Source organism: Mycobacterium pseudokansasii, from assembly GCF_900566075.1.
GTDB lineage: Bacteria > Actinomycetota > Actinomycetes > Mycobacteriales > Mycobacteriaceae > Mycobacterium > Mycobacterium pseudokansasii.
Genome location: NZ_UPHU01000001.1, coordinates 4,018,526 through 4,045,091 on the forward strand (window position 1 = coordinate 4,018,526; position 26,566 = coordinate 4,045,091).

The following is a 26,566-nucleotide window of genomic DNA, read 5'->3' on the forward strand; positions in this document are numbered from 1 at the left end:
CCACGCGCCCGGCGACAGCGCCGAACCCGATCGGCTGTCCAACAGTGCCGATATTGTCGACGCCCCCCGTTGGCGGCTCACGTGGTATTACGGTTGCCCTCATGACGTTTCAGCCGCCGCCATATCCGCCGCCTGCACCGCCACCGGGGCCGGGCCCTTATCCACAACAACCCGGCTACCCCGGCGGCTACCCGCAGCAGCCCGGTCAGTACGGCCAGCCCTATGCGCCGCCTCCGCCGCCCCGGGGCACCAACGGCTTTGCGATCGCTTCGCTGATCTTCGGGGTTCTCGGCGGTGTCCTGCTAAGTGTCATCTTCGGCATCATCGCGCTCAAACAGATCAAGACTCGGGGTCAGGGCGGGCGCGGCATGGCAATCGCCGGTCTGGTGCTGTCCGCGCTGTGGACGTTACTCTTCGGGGTCGCGATCATCGCTGCCGTCGTAACCAACGACGGTTCGGTGCGCGCAACCAGCCTCGCCGTCGGCGATTGCATCGAGTCGATCCCGGGTGACAATGCGCGGGTCGCCACGCTTCCGAAGGTGTCGTGCGCCAAACCACACGAGGGCGAGGTGTATGCGCAATTGCGGGTCACTGCACGTAGTTTCCCCGGCCAGTCCACCCTGGAGAGCGACTATCGGGAGAGGTGCTTGTCGGCGTTCGCCGCTTATGCGCCCAATGCCGCAGACAGCGAGGACTTCGAAAGTTATGTGCTGTATCCCACGGAGGCGACCTGGAACCAGGGTGACCGCGACGTGGTATGCATCGCCACTACCAAGGTGAAACGCACCGGGTCGATCAAGGGGTGAGGGTGGTCACGGGCTAGTTGTCGGGCTGCCGGCCGCACTGGATGCTCGCGGGAACGACCACCGACGCAGCACCACGACGACCGCCAACACCAGCACGGCCAGCACCGGCAACCACGGCAACAGGAACCCGGCCGTCAACATGATGCCGTAGGCAGCCGAGAGCACCGAGTGCCAGCCGCGGTCGAGTGCACCGAGGAAGCCAACCCGGTTCACGGTCGGTTCGGCGGAGAGGTTGACATTGATCGTCGCGTAGGAAATCTGGTCGCCAAGCGTTGCGCGCTGAGCCCGCAGCGAGTCCAACTCGGCCTGTCGTTGGGTCAGCGACGACTCCGCGGCCAGCAGGTCAGCGGTGTTGTCGGCGCGGCGCATCAGTTCCAAGAGTCGATTGACCGAGGTCTGTAAGGCCTCGATGCGGGCATCGAGGTCGACGCGCTGCGACGTGACGTCAGCGTGGTTGATCGAGATCGACGTGACGGCCCCGAGCTTCTTGACGTCGGCCAGCACCGCGTCGAGCTTGTCGGCAGGAACGCGGACCACCAGATTGACCACCGGCGACCCGGACCGCGACGAGGTGCCGGACCGCTCCGACCGCGAGTCCACTCGCCCGCCGGCATCGGTGACCGTCAAGACCAGCCGGTCGGCCAGCTGGGCGGGCTCCGCGACGACCATCTGCAGCGAACCGGTGGTGACGATGTCGCGCTTGTAGGTGCCGTCCGGCGGGGTGTGCGGCGGTGGCGGCGCCTCTGGTGCGGCCACCGTGTTTTCGGCGATGCCGCCCTTGGTCCCCGGAACGGTTGCATCCGCTGTTGCGGAAGGCTTGCCGGCCACTCCCGAGTCGCGCGCGGTGACGGGCAACCCGTCGCGGGTGAGCGACCACGCCCAGCCGAGACCGACCAGCACGACGCCGGCGATGGCCACCGCAATTGCGTTGCGCAGCTTGATCGTTCGCGCGGCGACCGACGACGTAGTGGCGGACGGTGCCGCAGCCGCCGGCGTTGCCACCCGGGCGCCCGCCGCGTCGGCGGAGCCTGCAGACCGCGGCGCGCCCTGGTGAGAAATACCGGCGTCGTCCCGGGCCGGCCACCGCTCCCATCCGGCCGGCGCCTCGACGGGTTGCATCACCCGATGCTGCACTTCACCCTTGGCGGCCACCCGGGGGTCCGAACTGTCCCGATGGTCACAAGCGACGACGTAGCCGGTGAACCTGCACAGCACTGTGAACCGCAGCGAGGTGTCGACGATCCGCTTTTCCAACTCCTCGGTGGCAGCCGCGACGTAGCGGTCCTCGAGGTCGCGTAGGTGGGCCCGCGCCCACCCAGCGGTGACGGCCGGCGCCTCGCGACGCTGTCCGGCGACTGTCGCTGACCAGTCCCCGCCTTCGCCGGTGGTGCCACGCAGGGTCAGTGTGCCGGTCGCGTTTCCCCGGTACCGCCCGGTCACCACCAGCGGCACTCCCGGAAGCAGATCGGGTAGCCGAACCGGGCTTGCGCTGTCCGCGATGATGTTCAGCCCCTGGGCATGCAGCGTCAGCGAATGTGCGAGTGGCGCGCCGATACGACGTTGCAGGGCCTGCATTGCCTCGTCGAGGCGGTCCTCGCTTTCCACCAGCTCGCAATGGCCCGCGCCGAGTCCGACCAGGCGGTCCAGGAAGCCGCCGTTGAGGGCCTGGTCGATGCCGACCGCATACACCCGCACCTGCTGCAGTTCGTGCGACAGCTCGCGGAGCAACTGGTCCTCGTTACCGACCTGCCCGTCGGTCACGACGACGAGCACGGCGTCACGCCCCTGCGAACCACGCAACAGGGCCAGCCCCTGCCGCAGCGGTGCGAGCAACTCGGTGTCGCCACGGGCGTCGACACGGGCGAGGTGCTCGATGGCCCGGTACCGGTGCCGGTCACTGGCGTCGACCAGACCGTCGGGCAGACCCGCGGGACGCTCGATGAGATCGCCAAATGTGAGCACGGCGAACCGGTCTGCGCTGTCGAGCGTGTCGACGATGCGGGCCGCGGTCCGGCGCGCGGCCGCCACCTTCCAACCGGCCATGCTGCGGGAGCGGTCCAGCAGCAACACCACGTCGCGGGGACGCGGCGGCGCGCCCGATGCCGGCGGCAGCACGGTGAGCTGATAGGTGCCCTCGTCACCGTCGGCATCGGGTACCAGCACGAGGGAATCGGTGAGGTCTTCGGCGCCGTAGCGCAGCCGCAGGACGAAATCCTGGTTGGCACGCTCGCCCGGCTGCACCGTGATGCGGCCGTCATCGGTCGACTCCGCGGGCAGGTTGGACCGCACCTCCGACAATGTGAGGCCGGCGGGGTCAATGCCGACGTCGATGGTCGCTAGAACGGGGTGCGGGAAGCCGGGCAGCAGCACCGGCGGGGTGATGCGCGAGGCGTCGGGGACTGCGTCGGTGTCAGCGGCGTAGCCGTCGCCGACCGCGCTATCCGGCAGCGGGGCGCCGGGGATGTAGCGCGGCGCGACCACCAACGGGAAGCGAAACGTGGCCGCACCGTCCTGGTAAGCCAGCGGGTTGACCAGCGTGAGCGCGACACTGACTCGTTCGGCGGGCAATATGTTGCCAACCCGCATGGTGAAGACGTCCGGCCGCTCCTCTTCGACGATGGCTGCGCGCCGATCCGACACGATGATGTCGTCGTAGGCCCGGCGGGCAGCTTCACGCTCCAGGAGCTCGGCCTCGACCACCCGCCCGTCCACGGTCATCCGCATTCGGGTGACCGCGGCTCGATCCGGCAGTGGGAACACGTAGGTGGCTTCCAGCGGCACGTCGAAGGTGTTGACGAAATCCTGGGTCAACTCGACCTCACTGGTGAGCCCGGCGATCTCGACGCGCACGTCGACGCGCTCCAGCGGCAGACTGCCCCGGTCGGAATGCAGCGTGCCCGACCGAGCCCCGGCGTCTGCGGTGGCCGCGCCATGCTCTGCGTCGGTCATCGACGTGATGCGGACGGTCATGATGGGCTCCGTTCATTGAGGGGCGGGCCGGACAGCAAGTCACGTTCGGCCAGTAGTTCGAGCAGTGGCCGAGCGGCGGTGTGGATCGCGTCGATGTCGTCTTCGTCGGGTGCGCCCGGCAGTACCAACAGTGCCCCGCCGGGTAGGTGAACGGCCGCCAATGTGGTGACAGTGTCAGCGCCGTGAGCCGCTGGTTCGGTAGCCGGCGCAGGTGTGGGCGGGGCGGCCCAGAAGCGGCTCCGGCGCGCGGGTGCCGGCAGCTCGACGGATGCAGGCTCCGGCTCGGCGATGACAGCGTCGGGGACGGCGGCGACCTTTCGCAGTGTTTCGTCCGTCGCTCCGGCCAGTTCGCCCTGGATCTCGGCGAGCGAATAGCCCTGCGCCTGAAGGCGTTTGACGGCGACAAGCTGTAGCAGGTGCCGGGGGCGGTAGACCGCGGTGCGGCCCTGCCTGGCCGGCGGGTCCACGAGTCCGGCCGTCGTATACCACCGCACCGCCCGCCGGTCGGGTAGCTCCCGGACCCGCCCGTTGGGGGCTCCCGGATACGCGGGATCGGCCAGGCTGACGGCGACCCGTCGCACCAGCTCGTCCAGCGTCCAGGACGCCTGTTCGGTCATGTCTCAATACTGACACTGTTACTATTACACTGTCAACGTTGGCGGTTAGGCCTCGCCGAAACTCGGCCGTTGGATCAGCGGTGTCCCAGCACGTCGGCATTTGCCAGTGTTTGCGCCTCAGCGGCCAGCGCCGAAGCCCGGTTGGCATACGCAATGGCCTCGGACTCGTTGGTTGCCTCCTTGCCGTGCGCCGCTGCCAGATGCCGTTTCGCCTCTTCGAGTCGGGTCCGGGCCTCAGCGCCGATGCTTGCGCGATGCCGTGCGACGTAGTCGGAAATTTGGCGCAATCTGGCGTCCGCCCGGGCCAGCGCCTGCACCAAGTTTTGCTCGGGTACTTCAATGTTCGCGTGGACATCACCGCGGTCCAGCCGCCGGTGGCGCCTGCGATAGAGCACCACAACCACCAGGGCTACGACTACGACGACTACGACGACTAGGACGACTAGGACGACTAGGACGACCAGGGCCACCGCGATCGCGATCGGCTGCCACGCCCATTTCGCGGAGTTCGGCGCCTTGTTCAATCCTTCGGCCGCAGCGACCGCGGCACCGCTCCAGTCCCTGGCGGTCACCGCCGGTTCAATATTGTTGCTGCGCAAGCTGTTCAGCTCGTCTGCGGTGAGCACCTGCATCTTCGGCGGCAGGGCGAGAACATACAACTTGGTGTTCGTGGCCACCGCCAGCAGCGCGTCCTGGTCGCCCATCGCACTGGCGATGCGGGTTCGCTCGGCCCAGTTGTCGGGTTTGAACCGGGAGAAGTTGTCGACGTAGACCACCCACAGCTGGATGCGCCGGTCGCGGTAAAGCCGGTCGATTGCCGAACTGACCGCCGCCCGGCCGGAATCGGTCAACGCGCCGGTGTTGTCGGTGATGTGATCGGTGAGCTTGGACGGCGGGAGCGCCCCAGCGGGTGTTGCCGGCAGTAACCCCGCAAGGATCGTCACGAGGACGGCACCGATGAGGCGGACCATGCGCATACGGGTAACCTAGCCCTGATCCGTGGACGGGCCGGCTGCTCACTTGCAACGGTTGTCCACGCGGACCCGAACCCGGACCGACGGCTGCCGCTACTGTGCGTAAATGCTTCATCTGCGGGTGATTTCGCCGACTGAGTCGAGCGATTCGGTGCTCCAGGTCCTTCGCCGCGAGGTGGGGGTGACCCACATCGTCGTGCACCGGGATGCGGCACTAGATCCGCGGGGCGACGAGATCACCGCCGACATCGCGCGCGAATGCGCCAACGACGTCATCGACGAGCTCAAGGCACTCGGGCTCAAACGGCGGGGAGCGATCACCCTCGACGTGGTCGACACGGTGGTGTCCACGGCGGCATACCGCGCCGAGAAAGAGGCCGACGGCGATCCCGCCGACGCGGTGATCTGGGACGAATTGGCCGAGCGAACCCGGGAAGAGTCCACGCTCAACGCCACCTACCTGACGTTTCTGACGCTGGCCTGTCTCATCGCGGCGGTCGGGGTCGTGACGGATTCCCCGGTCACGGTTGTCGGCGCGATGGTGGTGGGCCCGGAGTTCGGGCCGCTTGCCGCGCTCGCGGTCGCTTTCGTGCGGCGGCGCGGCTACCTCGCCCGGCGGGCGGCGCTGGCGCTGGTCGTCGGTTTCCCGTTGGCGATGTTGGTCACGGCGATCGGCGTGCTCGGCGGTGAGGCCGTGGGCTGGATCAAGCTGGGCAACACCCGACAGCTCGAACAGGTGGACTTCATCTTTCAGGTCGGTCCGCTGTCGTTCGTGGTCGCACTGTTCGCCGGCGCAGCCGGGATGCTATCGCTGGTGTCCGCGAAATCCTCCGCGCTGGTCGGGGTGTTCATTTCGGTGACCACGGTCCCAGCCGCCGGATTCGCGGTGGTCGCCGCCACCGTGGGCGACTGGCAGGTCGCCCGACAGTCCGCGGTACAACTCGGGGTGAACCTGGCTGGGATCGTGCTGGCAGGGGTCCTGGTGCTGTGGGTCCATCTCCGTACCGGCTCACGCCGGCGGGGGCCAGCGCTGAACGCGTGAGAACGGAAACGCCCGCGCCCGATCGACGCCGGGATCCCCGTAAATGCCGATTTGCACACTGGCCGACATGCAGGCCTGCTTTTCGCTGCTACAGCTTGGTGTCGGGATGTCCTGTGGCGCAGGTACGTCGACGGCACCTACCAGGGGCGCTCGCCGGGATGACCGATTACCGGGGCGGCTGGGCTCGTTGGCGTCGCCCGGTCGTCCGCCTCACACCACTTGCGCCGAATCCCGCAATTCGCGGTACGCCTTCTTGATGGTCCGCACCTCGTCCTGACTCAGCACGCCCGTGAATGGCGTGCAGGATCGCAAGGTCGCCCCATGATCTGACGGGTCCAAAAACGCCTCGATCACCCGTCCGACCCCCGCATCCAGAATGGACTCCCATTCGCGAATGTAGGCCGTGCTACGAGCAGATCCACGCTCCCGCTGCTTGTCCAGGTTGCGTCGCGCAATTCCGAGAACCGCATCAGGGGTGTGCACCAACTTTGGGATCAACGCTGCGTGCAGCCACAAGGACTGCTGCTTGCCATCGCTGCGCGGGTCGCGCGTGTTCACGAACTTTGACATGACGGCCTGCTCAGGAATCCGCCTGTGCGCGCCGACCATGATGTGCGGCAGCTTGCCCTGGTTGCAAAGGTCGACAACGTGCTGCCGGGACACGCCAAGTCGGCTGGCGACCTCGCCAGTGCGCAGGAAAGTGTCGGTGGGCATAGGTCCAAGGTAGAAACTAACCACAAAAAACACAACGTCGATGATGGCGCTGGGGTCCCAGGCAGCGGCCTTGATGAAGGGGCGACGCACACCCCGCGGGAGGACGAACACGTTGCACTTCGCGGCGGCCTTTTGACCACGGATCGAACCGGCCGCTGCGCCCCCGGCTGCAAGGTGGAGCGCCCATCGCAAGCAACCGGCCGAGGATCGAACCACAATGGCCCACCGGGCCCACTTCGCCGGGCAGCGGGCGACCTCTGAAGTGGGGCGGGCGGGGCTCGAACCCGCGACCAACGGATTATGAGTCCGCGGCTCTAACCAACTGAGCTACCGCCCCGCAAGGGAACTTTCTGCTTCTATCTTCCGCCTTCTGTCACAACGCCTGTGTAGTACCGACGGCTCGCACGACGCTTCGTCCAAGACAATCGAACCTACGAAAGGGTAGACCAACGCGGCAGCAGCCGGACGCCGTGCGGCCGGCTGAGCGCGCACGTGGGACCGCCCCGTCGATAGCATTTCGGCTGTTGCCAGCGAGCTACGCGCGAACCACCATCCGCGGTTAGCGTTGCGTCAAGACCCGAACCAAAACGCCCCACCCGACAAGGTACGACACGCAGCCGAGAGGAGGGCCATGGCCGATGTCCTGCCACCTGGGCTGACGACGGCCGAGGCCACCGCACGCCGAACCAAGGACGGCGCCAACCGGCTCCCCGCGGCCCGGCGGCCGTCGGTAATCCGTCGCCTGCTCGGCGAGCTGACTCACTTCTTCGCCCTGTTGCTCTGGGCGGCGGCGTTGCTCGCCTTCATTGCCAAGCTCCCCCAACTAAGCATCGCCATCATCGCCGTGATCGTGCTCAACGGCGTCTTCGCCATGATTCAGCAAGCACGGGCCGACCGCGCCGCCGACCGGCTGCAACAGATGCTGCCGACGCGCATCACGGTGTGGCGCGACGGACGCCGGCAGGTCGTCGCCGCCGAGGACGTGGTGGTCGACGACATCCTTCTGCTGGAAAGCGGCGACCGGGTGCCCGCCGACGCCGTGGTGCTCGCCGAGAACCGGTTGCTGGTCGACTCCTCCATGCTGACCGGCGAGAGCGTGGCGGGCGCCGTGGCCGAGGGCGACGCGCTGTTCGCCGGAACCTTTGTCGTCGAGGGCGATACGTGTGCCCGGGTCACCGCGATCGGCCAGCACACACGGCTGGCCGGCATCGCCCGGCTGACAACGTCGACAACCAAACCCGACACGCCCCTGACCCGCGGCCTGCGTGGCGTGGTCCGCCTCACCGCGGCCATCGCGGTCAGCGTCGGCGTGGTCTTCCTGCTGATCTCGATGCTCGTGGGCAACCCCGTCGAGCAGGCCTTCGTGTTTGCGATCGGGGTCACCGTCGCCCTGGTCCCCGAGGCGCTGCTGCCGACGGTGACGCTGTCGCTGGCCTGGGGCTCCGAGCAGATGGCCAAACGCCAGATCCTGGTCCGCAACCTCGAGGCCGTCGAGACGCTCGGCTCGACGACGTTCATCTGTACCGACAAGACCGGCACCCTCACCCGCAACCAGATGACCGTCGTGGATGCGTGGACACCCGCGGGCTCGTTGACCGTCGACGGCGCCGGCTACGGGCCGACGGCCACACTGGCCTGGTCCTCCCCTACCGCAGAAAACCCCGTCCGCGAGCTCGCCCTGGCCGCCGAGCGCTGTTCCACCGGATACGCCGAAGAGGCCCAAGGTAATTGGCGCGCGCACGGCGACCCCATGGAAGCGGCCCTGGACACCCTGGCCCGGCGGCTGGGCTTCGACACGGACGCGGACCGTCGCACCATGACGGCTGAGTTGCGGTTCCCCTTCGACCCCCGGCTGCGCCGGATGGCCGTGGTGTTGGCCGACGAGATCATCGTCAAGGGGGCACCCGACACGGTGCTTCCGCTCTGCGGTGACGACCCGGGGGCCCACCGGGCAGTCGATGCCCTCACCGACCGTGGGCTGCGGGTGCTCGCCGTCGCCGCCAGCCCGCGCAACGGTCGCACGCCGCGCAGCCAAGAGGACTGCGATCAGGGCGCCCGCCTGGTGGGCCTGGTGGCACTGCAGGATCCGCCGCGTGACGAGGTCTCCGAGTCGCTGCAGGCCTGCCGGCGGGCCGGTGTGAAGGTGGCGATGGTGACCGGCGACCATCCGGCCACCGCCACCGCCATCGCCGACCAGGTGGGGCTGCGCTTCCCCAACTCGCCGGTGCTCTCGGGGGCGGACCTGCCCGACGACGAGCAGCATTTGGCCGCTTTGCTCGACCGCGACGGGGTGGTGATCGCCCGGGTCTCCCCGGAGGACAAACTTCGGATCGCCCGTGCGGTGCGCTCCCGGGGCCACGTGGTGGCGATGACGGGAGACGGAGTGAACGACGCCCCGGCGCTGCACGAGGCCGACATCGGCGTGGCGATGGGCGAATCCGGCACCGACGTCGCCCGCGAGGCCGCCGACCTGGTGCTACTCGACGACTCCTTCACCGGCATCGTGGCCGGTATCGAGCAGGGGCGCGCGACATTCGTCAACATCCGCCGGTTCCTGACCTACCACCTGACCGACAACGTCGCCGAGCTGGCGCCGTTTCTCGTCTGGGCACTCTCGGGCGGCCTGTTCCCGCTGGCACTCGGGGTCTTGCAGATCATCGCGCTCGACATCGGCACCGACACCTTGTCGGCGGTCGCGCTGGGGGCCGAGCCGCCGGCGCAGCACCTGCTCGAAGGTCCCCCGGTGCGTGGCCGGTTGATGAACCACACCGTGCTGCGCCGAGCCTTCGGACTGCTGGGGCCACTCGAGGCAGTCCTGTCCCTGGCCGCCTTCCTGGTGTCCATGCTGGCGCTGGGCTGGCGTCCGGCCGACCCGTTCCCCACCGGGCACGCCTTGGCGGCCGCATCCGGCGCGGCATTCATCACGGTGGTCTTCGCCCAGACGGCGAACGTCTTCGCCTGCCGGTCCTCGTCGCGTTGGCCCGGGGCGCTGGGCTGGACCAGCAACCGGCTCCTGGTGCCGGCGGCGCTCATCGGTCTGACCTTGTCGTTGGTCGAGTTGTGGGTGCCGCCGGTCGCCAGGTTGCTCGGCCAGTGGAACCCGCCCCTGTGGGGCTGGGTCGTCGCGCTCAGCTCGATGCCGATCCTGCTCGCTGTCGACGCGCTCGACAAGCACCTGCGAGCGCGTCACCGCCGCCGCTCGGCAAGCAGCGGATCACCTGAGGTAGCCGCTCGAAAAGTGTTGAGCGTCAAGGTTTTCTGAAGAAATCGGGATGTGGCGGTTAAGCGGTCCGGCCCACCCTTCGGATCAAACTTCGCCGGCTTCCAGGCTGGCGAGGGCCTCCCGGATGCTCTGGTTCATCTGCTGCGGGCTGGGGGCAGCAGGCTTGTCGACGGGTTGGTCACAGTTACAGGTCGTCACGGGCGCAATTGGCTCATCAGCCATGGCCGGTGCGGCCACCCCTATCGCGGCACCGACGGCGATAATGGCACTGATCAGCGCTTTGGTGATCATCTGGACGTCTCCTTGGGCACGTAGACCGCGATCCGGCGGCGATCACAACGCTGTGTCTTTGACAACCCAGACCATATCCGGTGCGTAGACGTAGATCGCTGCCGCGACCTCGAACGCAGCCTGCTCAACGGTCAAGTTCGTCCGATAGTACACGTCATCGGCGATGGTCGACGCCCGCAATGGTGGGTTGTCTGCCACGCGAACGTCATTGGCGATTTGCCGGCCCTGTGCTGCCACGTCACAGTCGGTGTTCCCGGAAGCCGCGCCGATCTGCCGGTGTGCCAGCAGTGCGATGTAGTGCTGATCCTGCGCGCTCAAGACGCAGTCCGCCGATGCAGGCGGCGGCGGCAGCCCGATTTGGCCCAGCAGCGCGGCCGCAGATACGGCAGCCAACCGTGATCGGACTCGACCAGTCGAGCCCATTCGAGTGGCTTTCATTGCTAAACCTGCCAATGCACGGAAGCCCGATCCGACCCCTGATATATCCAAGTCAACGCCCAAATCTCCTACAGTGCCAGTACTTATGGGTGGTGCCAGCCGCGGTGTCTGTGTTCCAGCCGCCGGCCGGCCGGCTCGCCAACATGAATAGCGCCGGCCGCGTCCGACGCCTCAGGTGTGCTGTTGGTGTCAGTTCGCGAGGGTGGGCGGTGGTGTGACCTTGAGCGCGTAGGCCGGCCAGACGTCCAACGCGTCGGGGAACGTGACGTTGATGCGATCGCCGGCGCATTCGTGTTGCAGTGTGCCGCCACCAAGCAACTGGACGGTGGTCTCCGAGGCCCCCAATAGGCGGTGCAGCCCGACGCGGCGTTCCCCCGGGGCCTGGAGAAACGTCACGTACAGGGCGTCATCCGTCTGGGTGAAGCGCAGCGGGGTGCCGTCGGTGGCGGTGGCTTGGGGGATCGTCCAGGGGCGGGTGTCGAAGTAGGCTTCGCCGGTCACGTCGAGCCATGCGCCGAAATCGGCGAGCAGCTGCGCTTGCAGCTCCGGGATCGTCCCGTCGGGGTAGGGTCCGATGCCAAGCAGCAGATTGCCGTTCTTGCTGACCAGGTCGGCGAAGCTGCGGGCCAGATCGGTGAGGGTGAGCATCTCGTCGGGACCCTCTTGGCGGTTGTTGCCAAATGAGTTCCCCACGCCGCGGGTCGATTCCCATTTGTAGGGTTTGATCTCGTCGTATTGGGCGTATTCCGGGGTGCGGAAGTCGTAGTGGAAACCGGTCGGGAAGTCCAGCACCCGTACCCGGTCGGGCAGGAACCTCCACAGGACACCGGCCAGCCCGAGACCTCCCATGACCAGGGGTTCGACACCGGGGACTTTCGGCAGCTGAAGCTGGGCCCAGCGGTCGTTGATGACTCCGTCGGGCACCTGGTTGTAGTAATGCGCGAACAGCTCAGCGAGTTTGGACTGGGGCGGGTAGCCGATATCGTTCCACAGCACTGACGGCTGGTAGCGGTTAACGAGCTCACGAATGTGGTTGTCCGCGTATTGCGCGTACTCGTCGGTCTGGACGAGTGAGCTCGCCAGTCCCGGGAGGTCGGTGATGATCGTCGGGTCGAACGTCCAGTCGAACCCACCCGAGTAGTACAGACCCATTTTTATGCCGCGGTCGCGGACCGCGCTGGTCAGGTCGCCGACCAGGTCGCGGTCGGCATGCCAGGATTCCTTGTGCGGGTTGGGGTGCCGGCTGGGCCACATCGTAAACCCGTCATGGTGTTTGGTGGTGAGCACCACGTAGCGCGCGTTCGCTTGCTCGAAGAATGCGGCCCAGGAGTCGGGATCGAATTGCTTCACCGCTTTGTTGAATATCGGCTTGAAGTCGTCGTACGTGAAGTCGGGGCCATAGGTTTCGACGTGGTGCCGCTGTGACGGGCTGCCCGGGATTCCGATGGTGTTCTGATACCACTCGGCATACGGGTTGTATTTCAGCCAATACGCGGGTCCCTTGGTGGCCATCAGCTCCTGGGTGTCGGCCTCGAGCGGAGCCCAGCCGGGCACCGAGTACAAACCCCAGTGGATGAAGATCCCGAACTTTGCGTTCTCGAACCACTCGGGCACCGGATGCGTCGCGAGCGACTCCTTGGTCGGTTCATAGTCGGTCATCCACGCACCTTACTCGGAACGGCCGGCGTCCGTGGTAATGTCACGGATTTCGACGGCTGGGTCTGGCCACCGCAAAGCCCAACGGACGCAGGCGTTTTCGTGGATAAAGACCGCCGAACAGATCTCCTGGCGTTGCGACCGTTGTCGCATCAGTACAGGTAGACGACGGCGTCGTCGCCGCCGCGGCACACCACCAATCCCCCGTCGGCTGAGCAGGTCATGGTGTAAGACTGACCGGTCACCGGGCTGACGGCGGTGACCTGCCGAGGTGCCGGGCCGGCTGGTCCGCTGGCTCCGTATGCAAGCCGAACCTGTTCGGCGAACTGGCAGGATGTCGCCGACGATCCGACCGCGGACCGGCTCAACCCGCCGGCGGGCCCGGCCGTGGTCGGACATGCGTGGGCACCCTCGGGCACCGTCACCGGCGTCGTCGAAGTCGTCGAAGTCGTCGAGGGGGCAGTAGCGCCGGAATCCAGCGTCCACGCCGGGCAGCGCTGCGTCTTGAACGCGACGTCCGTCGGCGCAATCTGCACGACCTGGGGCGCGGTTCCAGCGCCGTTGGCGATGATGTCGTCGACGGTTCCGCCGAGCCCCCTGAGCCGTTCCCAATAACAGGCGTTGCTGCCTTGCGACCGGTATGTTCCGGGCCGGATGTCCACCCCGACCCGGTAAGTGCCGTCGCCCGGGATGGTGTTCGCCGGACCCACCGGCGTAGTCGACGGCGGGATGGACACCGTCGTTCCGGGATATATCGGCGGCAGTCGTGATTCCTCGCGGTCATGAACCGGCACCGTCGGCCGGGCGGTCTTGCCACCCGCGCCGAAACACCCCGCCAGCCCGCACGCCGACGTCACCCCCACCGCGATGGCCAATATCGCCCGGACCATGCTTCCGGTGCTCATCGGTCAGCCGAACACCGTCTGACCGTCGGCCCCGATCAGGTACCGCTCAGTGCCCTGCTTCACCCTCGGCGCGTCAGCGCCCAGCGACACGGCAATCTTGTTGCTGGCGTTACGCATGATGTCAAAGGTCAGCTCGATGGCCTCCGCGTCGGCGAACCTTGAGCGCACCTCGGCGGCGACGTCGGCGGCGAGGTGCGCAGGCGTCCAAATTAACGCATCCGTATACCGCAGGGCGGCTTTTGCGCGATCTGCTAGCAGAACCGAGGTCTCGAAGCGCTCGATCTCGTCGTACAGCGTGTCCGAACCACCGGCATCCAGGGCGGTGCCCTCACGCAGCGACCTGCATAGCCGGCAGTTGTGCGCAGCCGCGCCCCGTAGCCGGACCAGCTCGGAGGTGACGGGATCGAGTGCGCGCATCCGGGCCACGGCGGGCAACAAGTCGTTGAACAAAACGCCGGGCCCCTCGGTCGCCGCGTGGTTCCACCTGACCGGCTGCCGCACCCATCCCAGGTACTGCGAGCCGGCGCCCAGAGCTTCCAGACCCGCGCGCACCCGCGGCACGAAGTCGGCGATGAAGATCGATACGACAGCCCCAAACGCATTGTCCCCCAACTGCTCAAGCAAACCCGATCGCTGCTCGGCGCTGATCTGCGACACGTCGACGCTGAATTGTTCGGCGAACTCGGCAACGGCACGTTCTGCCTCCGACGCCGGCTCATCGACGGCCACCTCGGAAGGCACGGCGGGCAGCGACAACGTCCGGGCACATAGTCGCCGGACCAGGCTCGCCATCCGCCCGTCGCCCGGGGACCACGCAATCAACCGGGCCAGGCCGTCACCAACCGGTGCCTCCGCCGCCATCTTTCACACGCTAGGGCGTGCCCTACGTCCCGGCAATCGGCTATTGCGCCTGGCTGACCGACGACATGTGGAAGTCCGGTATCCGCAGCGACGGCATCGCCGCCCGGGTGGCCCAATTCGCCCATTCCCGGGGCAGCGTGACCTCGCTGACACCGGCCTCGGTGGCGCGTCGCAGCAGGTCCAGCGGGCTTTCGTTGAACCGGAAGTTGTTGACCGCGGCCGTCACCGTGCCGTCTTCGATGAGGTAGACCCCGTCGCGGGTCAGCCCGGTGAGCAACATCGTGGTCGGGTCGACCTCGCGGATGTACCACAACGTGGTCAGCAGCAGACCGCGCTCGGTGGCCGCGATCATCTCCGCCAGACCAGCCGAACCGCCCGTCATCAGCAGGTTCTCGGCCGCCACGGCAACCGGGGCGTCGTACTTGGCGGCCGTGGCCCGCGGATAGGCCAACGCGTTGATCACCCCATCGCGGATCCAGTCCACATGGCCGACGTCCATGCCGTTGTCGAACACCGACACCGTCTCCGACGAGTTGCTCACCGCGACGAACGGCCTGCACGCCAGGCCCGGCGCCATCGGGTCGGAGAACAGTGTCAGCGGCAGTTCGGTGAGCCGCTCCCCTACCCTGGTCCCGCCGCCGGGGGCAGACAGCGCGGTGCGGCCCTCCTGTGCCCCGCGGCCGGCCATCGACCACGACAGGTACAGCATCATGTCGGCCACCGTCGACGGCGGCATGATCGTCTCGTAACGTCCCGAGGGAAGCTCAACCCGGCGTTGCGCCCACCCCAGCCGGGTCGACAGCTGATCGAGCAGCACATCGATGGGCACACCGGCGAAATCGGGAGCCCCCACGCCCGCCCAGGCACTGGCGTCGCCGCGTTTGACGTTGATCTCCACCGCGCCGGCCGGTTGCGTGTAGCGCCGCCGCAAACCGGTCGACGACGCCAGGAATATCGTCGAAAGGCTGTGGTGCGCATAGCCGTACAGCCGGTCGCTACCCCCGAACTCGCGGCTCAGCGAAGCCGCGACATCGGCGAATGCCTCGACACCGGTGCGGGAAACCGGCGCGTCCCAGTCGACGGGAATCCCGGCATCGGCCAGCAGGGGTGCGACGTCACCGGCTTCGGGGGCAGAACGGGCCGCGTCCTGCGACGCGGCCACCAGCCCGGGCAACACCGATGGGTCGACCTCACCGGACTCCACCGCGCCGACGAACGCGTTATCACCTTGGCGGACAATCGAAATAACGGTCACGTTGCGGCTGGTCGAAAGCCCGTTGGTGGTCATGGAATTGCTCGCCCACCGCAACGTCGCCTCGGTTCGGTCGACGACGAGCACCATGGTCTCGTCGGCGCGGCCACGCTGTGCCGCTTCCGTCAAGACGATGTTGACGACATGCTGCGCAGTGATCATCGGCCGCCTTCGGTACGGGTGTTGAGCACGTTGACGCCGCGGAACAACGCCGACGGACAGCCGTGGCTGACGGCCGCGATCTGGCTCGGCTGGGCCTTGCCACAGTTGATCGCGCCACATAGCCGCCAGGTCGATGGGCCGCCCACGGCCTCCATGGAATTCCAGAAGTCGGTGGTGGTGGCCTGATAGGCGACATCGCGCAACTGACCGTCCAGACGGCCGTCGCGGATGCGGAAGAATCGCTGACCGGTGAACTGGAAGTTGTAGCGCTGCATGTCAATTGACCATGATTTGTCGCCGACGATATAGATGCCGTCCGCCACCCGGCCGATGAGATCGGCGGTGCTGAGATCCTCGGGCCCGGGCTGCAACGAAACATTGGGCATCCGCTGGATCGGCACGTGATGGGGTGAGTCGGCATACGAGCAGCCGTTGGAGCGCTCCTTGCCGAGCCGCAGCGCGAACACCCGGTCGAGCTGATAGCCGACGAACACTCCGTCGCGCACCAGATCCCAGCTCTGCGTGGCCACGCCTTCGTCGTCGTAACCGATACTGGCCAGACCGAATTCGACGGTGCGGTCGGCCGTCACGTTCATCACCGGTGAGCCGTAGCGCAGGGTACCGAGTTTGTCCGGTGTGGCGAACGAGGTTCCGGCGTAGGCCGCCTCGTAGCCGATGGCACGATCGTATTCGGTTGCGTGGCCGATGGATTCGTGGATGGTCAGCCATAGGTTGGTCGGGTCGATCACCAGGTCGGTGGGGCCTGCGGTCACGCTGGGCGCCTTGAGTTTCTCGGCTAGCAACGACGGTAGCTGAGCCAGTTCGTCGGTCCAGTTCCAGATCTCGTCGCCGGCGACCATCTCCCAGCCCCGGGCCGTCGGCGGCGCCAGGGTGCGCATCGAATCGAAGGTGCCCGCCGCCGCATCGACGGTGACCGCCTCCAGCGACGGGAACAACCGCACCCGCTGCTGGGTGATCGACGACCCGAAAGTGTCGGCGTAGAAGGTCTGCTCCTTGACCGCATTCAGACTGGCTAACGCATGATCGACGCCGTCGGCGCTTAACAATCGGCCGGAGTAGTCCTGCAGCACGGCGATCTTCTCGGGTGCGGGCACGCCGAACGGGTCGATCTGGTAATCCGACACCCAGCTGACGTCGGCGTACACCGGCTCGGGCGCCAGCTCGACGCGGTCGGTGTTCAGCGTGGCCAGCGTGGTGGCCACCTGCACCGCGCGGCGCGCGGTGTCGGCGGCCACCGACGGCGCCAGCTCGGCGTGCGAGGCGAAGCCCCACGTGCCGTCGACGATCACCCGCACCGCGAAGCCCACGTCGTGACTGGCGATTGCGGTCTCGAGCTCGCCGTCGCGCAGCTGGATGATCTCGGTGCTGGTTCGATGAATCCGCAGGTCGGCATGGCTGGCCCCGGCGGCGGTGGCCGCTGACAACGCGGCGTCGGCCAACGCGTGGCGCGGCAGGTCCAGGAAGTCGGAATCGATCCCGCGCTTCGGTGTCACGACTCCACCGTATCGACCACGCTTTAATACACCCATGCGCGCCACACGACGTCGACCCACCGCGCTGGCGTATGCCCTGCTGGCGCCCAGCCTGTTCGGCGTGCTCGCCTTTCTGTTGCTGCCCATCCTGGTGGTCGTCTGGCTGAGCCTGTACCGGTGGGATCTGCTGGGCCCGCTGCGCTTCGTCGGGCTGGCCAACTGGCGGTCGGTGCTGGCGGACTCCGGCTTCGGCGGCTCCCTGGTGGTCACCGCCGTTTTCGTGGCGATCGTGGTTCCGGCGCAGACGGTGCTCGGGTTGCTGGCCGCGATGATGCTGGCCCGCCAGCTTCCGGGCACCAATTTTTTCCGCACGCTCTACGTACTGCCGTGGGTCTGCGCCCCACTGGCGATCGCGGTGATGTGGCGCTGGATCCTGGCGCCCACCGATGGCGCCGTCAGCGCCGTGCTGGGCCGCCGCGTCGAATGGCTCAGCAACCCCGACCTGGCCCTGCCCTTGGTGGCCGCCGTCGTCGTCTGGACCAACGTGGGCTATGTCTCGTTGTCGTTCCTGGCGGGCTTGCTGGCCATCCCGGACGACATCCACGCGGCCGCGCGCACCGACGGCGCGACTGCCTGGCAGCGGTTCTGGCGGATCACCCTGCCGATGCTACGGCCGACGACCTTCTTCGTGCTGGTCACCGGAATCGTCGGCGCCGCACAGATTTTCGATATCGTTTACGCGCTGACCGGCGGCGGGCCCGAAGGCAGCACCGACCTGGTGGCTCACCAGATCTATTCCGAGGCATTCGGTTCGGCGGCCATCGGGCGGGCGTCGGTGATGGCCGTGGTGCTGTTCGTCATTCTCGTCGGCGTCACCTTCGTTCAGCACCTGTACTTCAGGCGACGGATCAGTTATGACCTCATCTAGCCGCCGTTCGGCGACGATGCGGGCCGGCACGGCCCGAAGAGGAGCCGGACCATCAGGCGCGGCGGCCAACGCCGTGATCTACGCCGGCCTGATCCTCGGCGCGCTGATCACGTTGCTGCCCTTCTTGCTTGGGCTGCTCACGTCGTTCACCTCCGCCCACCAGTTCGCGACGGGCACACCGCTGCAGTTGCCGCGCCCGCCGACGCTGTCGAATTACGCCGATCTGGCCGGCGGGGGCTTCGGCCGCGCGGCGGTGGTGACCGCGCTGATGACGGCGGTGATCCTGCTGGGACAGATGACGTTTTCGGTGCTGGCCGGCTACGCATTCGCCCGGTTGGAGTTCCCCGGACGAGACGTGTTGTTCTGGGTCTACATCGCGACGTTGATGGTGCCGGCGACGGTCACGGTGGTGCCGCTGTATCTGATGATGGCCCAGCTGGGCCTGCGCAACACGTTCTGGGCACTGGTGCTGCCGTTCATGTTCGGATCGCCGTATGCGATCTTCTTGCTGCGCGAGCACTTTCGCATCATCCCGAACGATTTGATCAACGCCGCTTTCCTGGACGGCGCCAACACCCTGGATGTGCTGGTGCACGTGGTGATTCCGTCCAGCCGTCCGGTCCTGGCCGCCCTGACGCTGATCACCGTGGTCTCTCAGTGGAACAACTTCATGTGGCCGCTGGTGATCACCAGCGGCCACAAGTGGCGGGTGTTGACGGTGGCCACGGCCGACCTGCAGTCCCGGTTCAACGCCCAGTGGACGCTGGTGATGGCGGCCACGACGGTCGCAATCGTTCCGCTGATCGTGCTGTTCGTCGCGGCTCAGCGGCATATCGTCTCGTCGATCCTCGTCTCGGGGCTCAAATGACGCGTCATTGCACCGATATTGCCGTCAGGGCTGTCGTCCTGGCGGCAGGCTCAACGGCCGATCCACGACCGTCACGGCCATCTGGACGCAAACCATGACGCGACCCCGCTTTTCCACATTGGTCGCCGCCGCGCTCACGTCGATCGCGGCGCTTCTCGGGGTTACGGCGGTGGTGCTGGACCGTGCCGGCGAACCGGCCGCCGGCAGGATCATCGTCACCGTCCGGCTGTGGGCCGAGCCGATCGCATCGGCCTATCAGCGCTCGTTCGAAGCGTTCACCCGCACATATCCCGGCATCGAAGTCCGCACGAATCTCGTGTCGTATTCGAACTACTTCGACACCCTGCGCACCGACGTGGCCGGGGGCAGCGGCGACGACATCTTCTGGCTGTCCAACGCCCACCTCGCCGCCTATGCCGACAGCGGCCGGTTGATGAAGATCGACCCAGCCCTCGATCCGGGCGACTGGGAGCCGTCGGTGGTCGACCAGTTCACCCGTAACGGTGTGCTGTGGGCAGTGCCGCAGCTGACCGACGCCGGAGTCGCGGTGTTCTACAACGCCGACCTGCTGGCGGCGGCCGGTGTCGAGGCGGCCGAGCTGGACCGGGTGCGCTGGAGTCCCGGCCCCGACGACACATTGCGCCCACTATTGGCCCGGCTCACCGTCGACGCCGACGGACATGTCGCCGGCACAACGGGTTTCGAGGCCCGACGGGTCCGCCAGTGGGGCTACAACGCCGCCAACGACCCGCAGGGCATTTACCTGAACTACATCGGCTCGGCCGGCGGGGTATTCCAGCGCGGCAACGAGTTCGCCTTCGACAATCCGCCCGCCATCGAGGCTTTCCGTTATCTGGTCGGCCTGATCAACGACGACCACGTCGCGCCGCCCGCCTCCGACACCAACGACAACGGTGATTTCTCCCGCAACCAGTTCCTGGCCGGCCGCATGGCGCTGTTTCAGTCCGGCACCTACAGCCTGGCGCCGGTCGCTCGCGACGCCACCTTCCGCTGGGGTGTCGCGATGCTGCCGATCGGGCCGGTGGGTCGGGTGAGCGTCACAAACGGCATTGCCGCGGCCGGTAATTCGGCCACCAAGCATCCCGACGCGGTGCGCCGGGTACTGGCCTGGATGGGCAGCAGCGACGGCAACACCTACCTGGGCCGCGAAGGAGCGGCCATCCCGGCGGTGCTGTCGGCCCAGCCGGTTTACTTCGCCTACTGGAAAGCCAAGGGGGTCGACGTCACCCCGTTTTTCGCGGTGCTGAACGGACCGCGAATCCCGGCCCCCGGTGGTTCCGGATTCGCTGCCGGCAACGACGCCCTCAAGCCCTATTTCGACGAAATGTTCCTTGGCCGCGGCGATGTAGCGACAATCCTGAGGCAGGCGCAGGCCGCGGCCAACGCCGCCGCACAGCGCTGACAGCCGGACATGCGGGGATGTCTCGTTTTGCCCATCTGGTGGCGACAAATTCGTTGCACCCCAGGGCTCCTCGCTCAAAGCGGTCGTGGGGCTGCGCTCCGGTGTTGGGAGATGGAAATCCCGTGCTGGCGCGGTTGGGTCGGTCGCTGACGGCGCCCGCTGCGCGCTGACGGCGTCGAGTGTGCGCTTGCGGCGTCGACTGTGCGCTGACGGCGTCGACTGTGCGCTGACGGCGTCGAGTGTGCCGTCAGGGCGGCCGATCGCGGCGGTTCCCGCCCTCCATACACGGTCAAAGCCGTCACTGCACACTCGATGCGGCGGTATGGCAGCCGACTCGGCGAACACGGGAGACATCCCCCAAACGCCCGCCATCTCAAGAGGTTTGAGCGAAGGTGGGGTATCGGCATGTCACCATGAACCTCCGAGTGAGCCGGGCAAATCGGCGCACCGACTCGACTTGGGGTCCACGTTAACGACGTGATCGCTTGGTCCAGGACCACGCACAGCGTAGATCAGCACCGTCCTAGCCGGGCAGCACCAACACCGGTACCGGGCTGTGACGGATGATCTTGCCGCTGCGGGAACCGAGAAAGACTCGGGCGATATCGCCGCGCGGTGAGGTGCCCAATGCCAATATCTCACCGTCCTGCCAGTCGGTGTGCTCCAGCGCGTGTTGCCATCCATTTCCGGTAATCACTTGCAGTACAACATCTTTGCCGACTACTCCGTCGGTCTTGAGCCTTTCCAGCATTCCTTGGGCCTGCGCCGCCCATGCCTCCAGCACCCATGACTCGGCGTGCAGGCCCACCTCGGGTGGATACATCGTCCGGCCGCGGACCGCAAAGGTGATCACCCGCAACGGCACGCCGTAGCGCCGGGCCAGCTCCGAGCACCGCTGCACCACCTCGATCGAGTCCGGCGCCGCAGAATACCCACAGGTGAGCCTGGTCAGCCGGCCGGTCTGGGAGTCGTACTGGCGAGGGCTGATCGCCACCGGCACCGGTGACGAATGCAGCAGCCAATCGGCGGTCGAGCCGATCAATACCCGCGCCCGTCGCCCACTCGGGAATGAGCCCAGCACCAGCATCTCGGCGTCGACTTCCTCGATCACCTCGATCAATCCGCCCGACACCGACCGGTGTTCGCGATGCAGATAGCTGACCTCGACCCCGTCGGCCACGGCGCGAACGTAACGCTGCGCCTCCGTCGCCGAGTCGGTGGCCAGCTCATCGGCCCACTGCGCATAATCCGGTTGCGACAGCGATGCCGGCAGCCACGGCTTCGGCACGATAGTCGCCACCGTCAGCGACGTGTTCAGCGTCCGCGCCAACCGGACGCCCAGCTGCAGGGCCGACACACCAACCCGGCCGGCCAGATACCCCACGACGACGCTCACAGCTCCTCCGCAGGTGGATCCGCAAGCAGCGCAGGGTTGTTGAGCGCGCTGTGGTGGCGCCCCCAGAAGAGGTAGAACAGCAGCGCCGCCGCCACCCAGGCGGTGAACGCAATCCAGGTGTACCAGTGCAGGCTGTAGAGCAGGTAGCCGCAGGCCAGCACCGACAGGACCGGTGTCACCGGGTAACCGGGGACCCAAAACCCCCGCGGCAGCTCGGGTGCACGCACGCGCAGGATGATCACCCCGACCGACACCACGATGAACGCGGTGAGCGTACCGATGGACACCATGTCCGCCAAGCGGTCCAGCGGTACCACAGCGGCCAGGATCGACGCGGCGACCGCGACGATCACGGTGTTGCTCACCGGAGTCTGGGTGCGCGGATTCACCGCGGCGAACCGTGCCGGCAGCAGCCCGTCCCGTCCCATCGCGAACAGGATGCGGGTCTGGCCGTACAACGTGACCAGCGTGACGGTGAAAATCGAGATCACCGCGCCGGCGGCCAGAATGGTGCTGGCCCAGGTGCCGTGGGTGACATTGTCCATAATCGTGGCCAGCCCGGCCTGTTCCTGGCCTGCGAAAAGCTGCCATGGCTGGGTGCCCAACGCGGCAAATGCGACAAGCACGTAGACGCCGGTGACGACAGCCAGCGCCGCCATCAATGCCCGCGGCACACTGTGCTGCGGGTTGTTCACTTCCTCACCGGCGGTGGACACAGCGTCCAGGCCGATGAACGAGAAAAAGATGGTGCCGGCCGCCGCGCCGATTCCGGCAACACCGAACGGGGCGAAGTGCCTGAAGTGATCGGTGCTGCAGGCCGTCAACGCAAGGACCACGAACATGCCCAGCACACCCAGCTTGATCAGCACCATGACCGCGTTGACCTTCGCCGACTCACTGGCACCACGGATCAGCAGCAACGCGCACAGCCCGATGAGGATGACAGCCGGAAGGTTCACGTATCCGTGTGGTTCGCCGGGTTGCGGATCCCACGGCGCCACCGACAACGCGCTGGGCAAATGGAATCCAAACACGTTGTGCAGCAGCTTGTTGACGTAACCGCTCCAGCCGACCGCGACAGCGGCGGTGGCCACGCCGTATTCCAGCAGCAGGCAGGCTGCCACGCAGATTGCCACCCCCTCGCCCAGGGTGGCGTAGGCATACGAATACGACGAACCCGAAACCGGTACCGCCGACGCCAATTCGGCGTAGCAGATGGCCGCAAGTCCGGCGGCGATACCGGCGATGACGAACGAGACGATCACGCCCGGGCCTGCCTGAGGCACTGCCTCGGACAGCACGAAGAAGATCCCGGTGCCGATCGTCGATCCGACCCCGAACATGGTCAGCTGAAAGGTGCCGATGCTGCGCTTGAGGCCTCCGTCGACCCCCGCAGCGACCGCGGCACCGACCACCGGGCGGCGCCGCAGCATCTGCTCTCTCAGACTGGCCGAAGTTGCCGGCAAGTGCCCTCCTGGTGCTGGACCAGGCTGATTATGAACCCGGCGTGCCGCACTCCGGCAGCGAACCGCTGAATGGCCGGGCCGATCGGCGTCGAACCGCCGCTCAGGTGACCCGCAGCAGCGTCTCGATCGCCACCGCTGCGCCGCCGGTGACGGCGGTGATCATCAGGGCCGTCCAGTCGGTGAGTTTGGGTCGCGCCGGGTACGCCGACAGCTGCCCGGTGCCGCCACGGGCGGTGATGGCATCGCCCATCTCGTCTGCGCGTCGCAACGTCACGGTGATGGCAGCCGCGAGTAGGTCGATCACTTCGGTAGTGCGCCGCTGCCGCCGGGCCTTGCGACTGCGCGGTATCCGTTTGGGCCGCAGCCGGCGGGCGGCGTAGAGCACCTGGAATTCGTCGATCAGCATCGGGAAAGCGCGCAGCGCCAGCGCCAGGGTGACCGCCCACTCGTCGACCGGGATCCGCAGCAGTCGCAGCGGCCGGCCCAAACTCGCCAGCGCAGGCCCGATTTCGGCGACGTTGGTGGTCCAGGAAACCATCGCACCCAACGCCAGCAGCACGATCGACAGCGCGGTGATCCGCAGGAAGTTCAACGCTCCACCCAGTTCGAGCTCCACTCCGGCCACCGCGATCGACGGGGCGCCGCCGGCCAGCGCGGCCGTAATGCCGCCGATCGCCAGTACCACCCATAACCAGCGAGGTACCGACGGCACCGCACCGCGCGGGATGTGCGCGAGCCTGGCCGCCGTGAGCACCAGCGCCGCCATCAGCCCGATCGTCACCCAGCCCGGATAGAACGTCAGCAGCACGGAAATGCCAAAGACCACCAGCAGTTTCGTGCCGGCCCATAAGTCGTGGATGACCGAGGTGCCCGGTACCGGAACCAGCAGGACAACCGGTCGGGTGGGGCGACGGGCGCCGCGTCCGTCGGCGTCGGAGGCGGCGGTTGCCGACAGCGTCATGACATGCTCCCCGTCCCGCCCGCGGCGCTCGTCGACGCCGGTTCCATGGCGCCGTTGCGCAGATACAGGGTTCGGGGGCAAAGCTCTTCCATCCCGGCGAAGTCATGAGAAATGACCACCACCGTCAGACCCTGCTCGCGGCGCAGGTCTTCCAGCAGTCGCAGCAAACCGCGTTGGCTGGCGGCATCCAAACCCGCCAGCGGCTCGTCGAGAATCAACGCCCGAGGTGAACATGCCAGCAGCCCGGCCAGCACCACCCGGCGCATCTGGCCACCGCTGAGCTGATCGATACTGCGCCCGGCCAGCGTGGGATCCAGCCCGACGACACTGAGCGCCGCGGCCACCCGGTCGTGATCGCGGGGCGAAAAGCCCGCCGCGGAGGCGACTTCCAGGTCGACCCGGCTGCGCATCAGCTGCAGCCGGGCCGCCTGGAATGACAACGCCACCGCACCGACCTGCTCGTGGGTGGGCCGGCCATCGAGCAGGCAAACGCCGGTGGTGGGAACCGTCAGTCCAGCCATGATCCACGCCAGCGTGGACTTGCCAGAGCCGTTGCCGCCGTGGATCAGCACCCCGTCGCCCTGTTCCACGACGAAGCTGATATCCCGCAACGCGGTCTTGGCCCACGGTGTGCCCGTGGCGTATTCGTGTCCGACGCCGATCAGTTCGAGCGCCGGTTTGTGCCCCAGGCCACCCACCGCGACGGCCGGCGCCGGAACATCTGCCGTCTCGACCATGTCGGCGTTGTCGGGAGAGTCGCTGAGGTTGATCGTGCGGTCGGCCGAATCGGCCTCATTGTTGTAGTGCGTGATGTGTACCAGAGCAGTGCGGTGATGTTTCGTCAGGCCGGACAACACGCCCAGCAGCGCATCGCGGCCCTGCTGGTCCACCATCGTGGTGACCTCGTCGGCGATCAGCAGCGCCGGTTCTCTGGCCAACGCCGCCGCCAGCGCTAGCCGCTGCAACTCACCACCGGACAGGCTGCCGGTGTCACGTTCGGCCAGTCCGTCCAGGCCGACTTCGGTGAGCAACCGGGCGACGTCGATCCTGGTGCCCGGCGGCAGGCCCCACACCACGTCGTCGGCGACGCGGGTGCCCAGCACTTGGCTTTCCGGATGCTGCAAAACCACTGCCGTGCCGCGCAGCTTGCCCAGACCCACCGCGCCCGGACGCTCTACTGTGCCCGACGTCGGCTGCCGGCCCGCGAGTACCAGCATCAACGTGGTCTTGCCGGAACCATTGGCGCCGGTGATCGCCACGTGTTCACCGACCCGCACAGCCAGGCTGACCTGACGCAACGCGTCTTGGGCGGCACCGGGATAGCGGAACCGCACATTGTCCAATCGCACCGGAACCGGTCCTATCGGGTCCGTTGAATCACCGGCCGGAGCGTCCAGTTGGTGCACGTCGGGAATTCCGCGCATCCGCTCCAGCAGCCGCGACAGTGCCCACCAACCGATCAGCGACACGATCACGATCCCGAGCGTGAAGTAGCCCAGCAGCACCCACGGCCAGTACTGCAAACCGTCGGCGAAGTATCGCTGCAGGTCGGCGGCAGCGCCCTGCAGATGGATCCGGGTCATAAAAGACGCAAGACCCTCGACGTTTGCGGTCATCACATCGAAAATCAGGTGCCGCAGCCGGCTCAGAGCCGCCAGCATCGCGACCATCGCCGCGCCGAAGGCCAACCCGGCGATCAGTGACGACACAATGACCGTCGGCGTGCCCCGCCCCCGGCGTTTGACGATTCCGGTCAGCCCGCCGATGTAGGCGCTGTGGACCACGCCCATGAAGCCGCCCATTCCGGCGATCAGGAAGGCGATCACCCCGGCGGCAACTGTCGCGGCAATCAGCACGCGCAGCCGGAAGCGGTAGGCCAGCAGCCCGGTGGGCACGGTGCCCAGCAGCGCCAGTCCCGCGGCGAACGGAACGATGACCGAGATGATGGCGGTCACCGCGCACAGCGCGGCCATCACCGATGCCTGGGCCAGTTCCACCGGTTGCAGCCGCCCGCGTCGATGTCGCCGATGTCGCGAAGCAACGGGGGCCGGCACAGTCACCTCACCGATTCTGCCAGGTGAAGCCGCATGCGGCGGCAGCACACAGCCGCCCGTCGGATT

General features: G+C 67.2%; 21 protein-coding genes and 1 tRNA gene. 6 read left to right on the plus strand and 16 right to left on the minus strand.

Annotated features, from left to right (window positions below):
• The first annotated feature begins 101 nt into the window (after positions 1-101).
• Complete coding sequence (locus EET10_RS18190; protein ID WP_051490463.1) at positions 102-806, plus strand: DUF4190 domain-containing protein; 705 nt, start codon at positions 102-104, stop codon at positions 804-806.
• 6 nt (positions 807-812) lie between these two features.
• On the opposite strand, the gene EET10_RS18195 is transcribed toward EET10_RS18190, so the two are convergent.
• From EET10_RS18195 to EET10_RS18205, 3 genes are all read right to left on the minus strand, one after another.
• Entirely contained in the window at positions 813-3,776 is a 2,964-nt protein-coding gene (locus EET10_RS18195) for a DUF4349 domain-containing protein (protein WP_122502383.1), read from the minus strand.
• Positions 3,773-4,393, minus strand: coding sequence for a helix-turn-helix domain-containing protein (locus EET10_RS18200; RefSeq protein WP_063468234.1), 621 nt, complete (start codon positions 4,391-4,393; stop codon positions 3,773-3,775). The genes EET10_RS18195 and EET10_RS18200 overlap by 4 nt, the downstream gene beginning before the upstream one ends.
• 74 nt (positions 4,394-4,467) lie before the next feature.
• Positions 4,468-5,370 (minus strand): TPM domain-containing protein, encoded by a 903-nt coding sequence (locus EET10_RS18205; protein WP_036402377.1) that lies wholly within the window; start codon positions 5,368-5,370, stop codon positions 4,468-4,470.
• A 103-nt stretch (positions 5,371-5,473) separates the two neighbouring features.
• Between EET10_RS18205 and EET10_RS18210 the strand changes: the two genes are divergently transcribed.
• Positions 5,474-6,409 carry a DUF389 domain-containing protein gene (locus EET10_RS18210; protein ID WP_099187507.1) on the plus strand — a complete coding sequence of 312 codons (936 nt, stop codon included), beginning with the start codon at positions 5,474-5,476 and terminating at the stop codon, positions 6,407-6,409.
• Between the two features lie 210 nt (positions 6,410-6,619).
• On the opposite strand, the gene EET10_RS18215 is transcribed toward EET10_RS18210, so the two are convergent.
• Together EET10_RS18215 and EET10_RS18220 are read right to left on the minus strand one after the other, a co-directional pair.
• Entirely contained in the window at positions 6,620-7,123 is a 504-nt protein-coding gene (locus EET10_RS18215; RefSeq protein ID WP_036402786.1) for a helix-turn-helix domain-containing protein, read from the minus strand.
• A 263-nt stretch (positions 7,124-7,386) separates the two neighbouring features.
• A tRNA-Ile gene (locus EET10_RS18220) sits at positions 7,387-7,460 on the minus strand.
• 294 nt (positions 7,461-7,754) lie between these two features.
• Between EET10_RS18220 and EET10_RS18225 the strand changes: the two genes are divergently transcribed.
• Positions 7,755-10,385: a cation-translocating P-type ATPase gene (locus EET10_RS18225; RefSeq protein WP_063468232.1), complete on the plus strand. Its 2,631-nt coding sequence runs from the start codon at positions 7,755-7,757 to the stop codon at positions 10,383-10,385.
• A 45-nt stretch (positions 10,386-10,430) separates the two neighbouring features.
• On the opposite strand, the gene EET10_RS18230 is transcribed toward EET10_RS18225, so the two are convergent.
• The 7 genes from EET10_RS18230 to EET10_RS18260 form a co-directional block, all read right to left on the minus strand.
• Complete coding sequence (locus tag EET10_RS18230) at positions 10,431-10,637, minus strand: hypothetical protein (RefSeq protein ID WP_036402374.1); 207 nt, start codon at positions 10,635-10,637, stop codon at positions 10,431-10,433.
• A gap of 42 nt (positions 10,638-10,679) precedes the next feature.
• A complete protein-coding gene (locus tag EET10_RS18235) occupies positions 10,680-11,030 on the minus strand; it encodes a DUF732 domain-containing protein (protein ID WP_167480197.1) in 351 nt (116 codons plus the stop codon).
• Positions 11,031-11,264: 234 nt separating this feature from the next.
• Positions 11,265-12,734, minus strand: a complete 1,470-nt coding sequence (locus tag EET10_RS18240) for an alpha-L-fucosidase (RefSeq protein ID WP_099187509.1) — start codon at positions 12,732-12,734, stop codon at positions 11,265-11,267.
• A gap of 149 nt (positions 12,735-12,883) precedes the next feature.
• Complete coding sequence (locus EET10_RS18245; RefSeq protein WP_244602001.1) at positions 12,884-13,636, minus strand: Rv1352/Rv1906c domain-containing protein; 753 nt, start codon at positions 13,634-13,636, stop codon at positions 12,884-12,886.
• A gap of 3 nt (positions 13,637-13,639) precedes the next feature.
• Positions 13,640-14,497, minus strand: a complete 858-nt coding sequence (locus EET10_RS18250) for a carboxymuconolactone decarboxylase family protein (RefSeq protein ID WP_036402369.1) — start codon at positions 14,495-14,497, stop codon at positions 13,640-13,642.
• Between the two features lie 40 nt (positions 14,498-14,537).
• Positions 14,538-15,911, minus strand: coding sequence for a TldD/PmbA family protein (locus tag EET10_RS18255; RefSeq protein ID WP_063468230.1), 1,374 nt, complete (start codon positions 15,909-15,911; stop codon positions 14,538-14,540).
• The gene (locus EET10_RS18260) at positions 15,908-17,425 is read right to left on the minus strand and encodes a TldD/PmbA family protein (protein WP_036402367.1); all 1,518 of its coding nucleotides are present in this window, start codon (positions 17,423-17,425) and stop codon (positions 15,908-15,910) included. The genes EET10_RS18255 and EET10_RS18260 overlap by 4 nt, the downstream gene beginning before the upstream one ends.
• 34 nt (positions 17,426-17,459) lie before the next feature.
• Here EET10_RS18260 and EET10_RS18265 point away from each other — a divergent pair, with 34 nt between their 5' ends.
• The 3 genes from EET10_RS18265 to EET10_RS18275 all read left to right on the plus strand — a co-directional run bounded on the left by EET10_RS18265 (position 17,460) and on the right by EET10_RS18275 (position 20,623).
• Complete coding sequence (locus EET10_RS18265) at positions 17,460-18,332, plus strand: carbohydrate ABC transporter permease (RefSeq protein ID WP_036402365.1); 873 nt, start codon at positions 17,460-17,462, stop codon at positions 18,330-18,332.
• Positions 18,333-18,348: 16 nt separating this feature from the next.
• Positions 18,349-19,200, plus strand: coding sequence for a carbohydrate ABC transporter permease (locus EET10_RS18270; RefSeq protein WP_063468228.1), 852 nt, complete (start codon positions 18,349-18,351; stop codon positions 19,198-19,200).
• Between the two features lie 94 nt (positions 19,201-19,294).
• Positions 19,295-20,623, plus strand: coding sequence for an ABC transporter substrate-binding protein (locus EET10_RS18275; RefSeq protein ID WP_063468227.1), 1,329 nt, complete (start codon positions 19,295-19,297; stop codon positions 20,621-20,623).
• Positions 20,624-21,146: 523 nt separating this feature from the next.
• On the opposite strand, the gene EET10_RS18280 is transcribed toward EET10_RS18275, so the two are convergent.
• From EET10_RS18280 to EET10_RS18295, 4 genes are all read right to left on the minus strand, one after another.
• Entirely contained in the window at positions 21,147-22,019 is an 873-nt protein-coding gene (locus EET10_RS18280) for a universal stress protein (protein WP_036402362.1), read from the minus strand.
• Positions 22,016-23,485, minus strand: coding sequence for an amino acid permease (locus EET10_RS18285; protein ID WP_063468226.1), 1,470 nt, complete (start codon positions 23,483-23,485; stop codon positions 22,016-22,018). The genes EET10_RS18280 and EET10_RS18285 overlap by 4 nt, the downstream gene beginning before the upstream one ends.
• 100 nt (positions 23,486-23,585) lie before the next feature.
• Positions 23,586-24,446, minus strand: coding sequence for an energy-coupling factor transporter transmembrane component T family protein (locus EET10_RS18290; protein WP_036402360.1), 861 nt, complete (start codon positions 24,444-24,446; stop codon positions 23,586-23,588).
• Positions 24,443-26,419: an ABC transporter ATP-binding protein gene (locus EET10_RS18295; RefSeq protein ID WP_211187963.1), complete on the minus strand. Its 1,977-nt coding sequence runs from the start codon at positions 26,417-26,419 to the stop codon at positions 24,443-24,445. Before EET10_RS18295 ends, EET10_RS18290 begins: the two co-directional genes overlap by 4 nt.
• Positions 26,420-26,566: the final 147 nt, after the last annotated feature.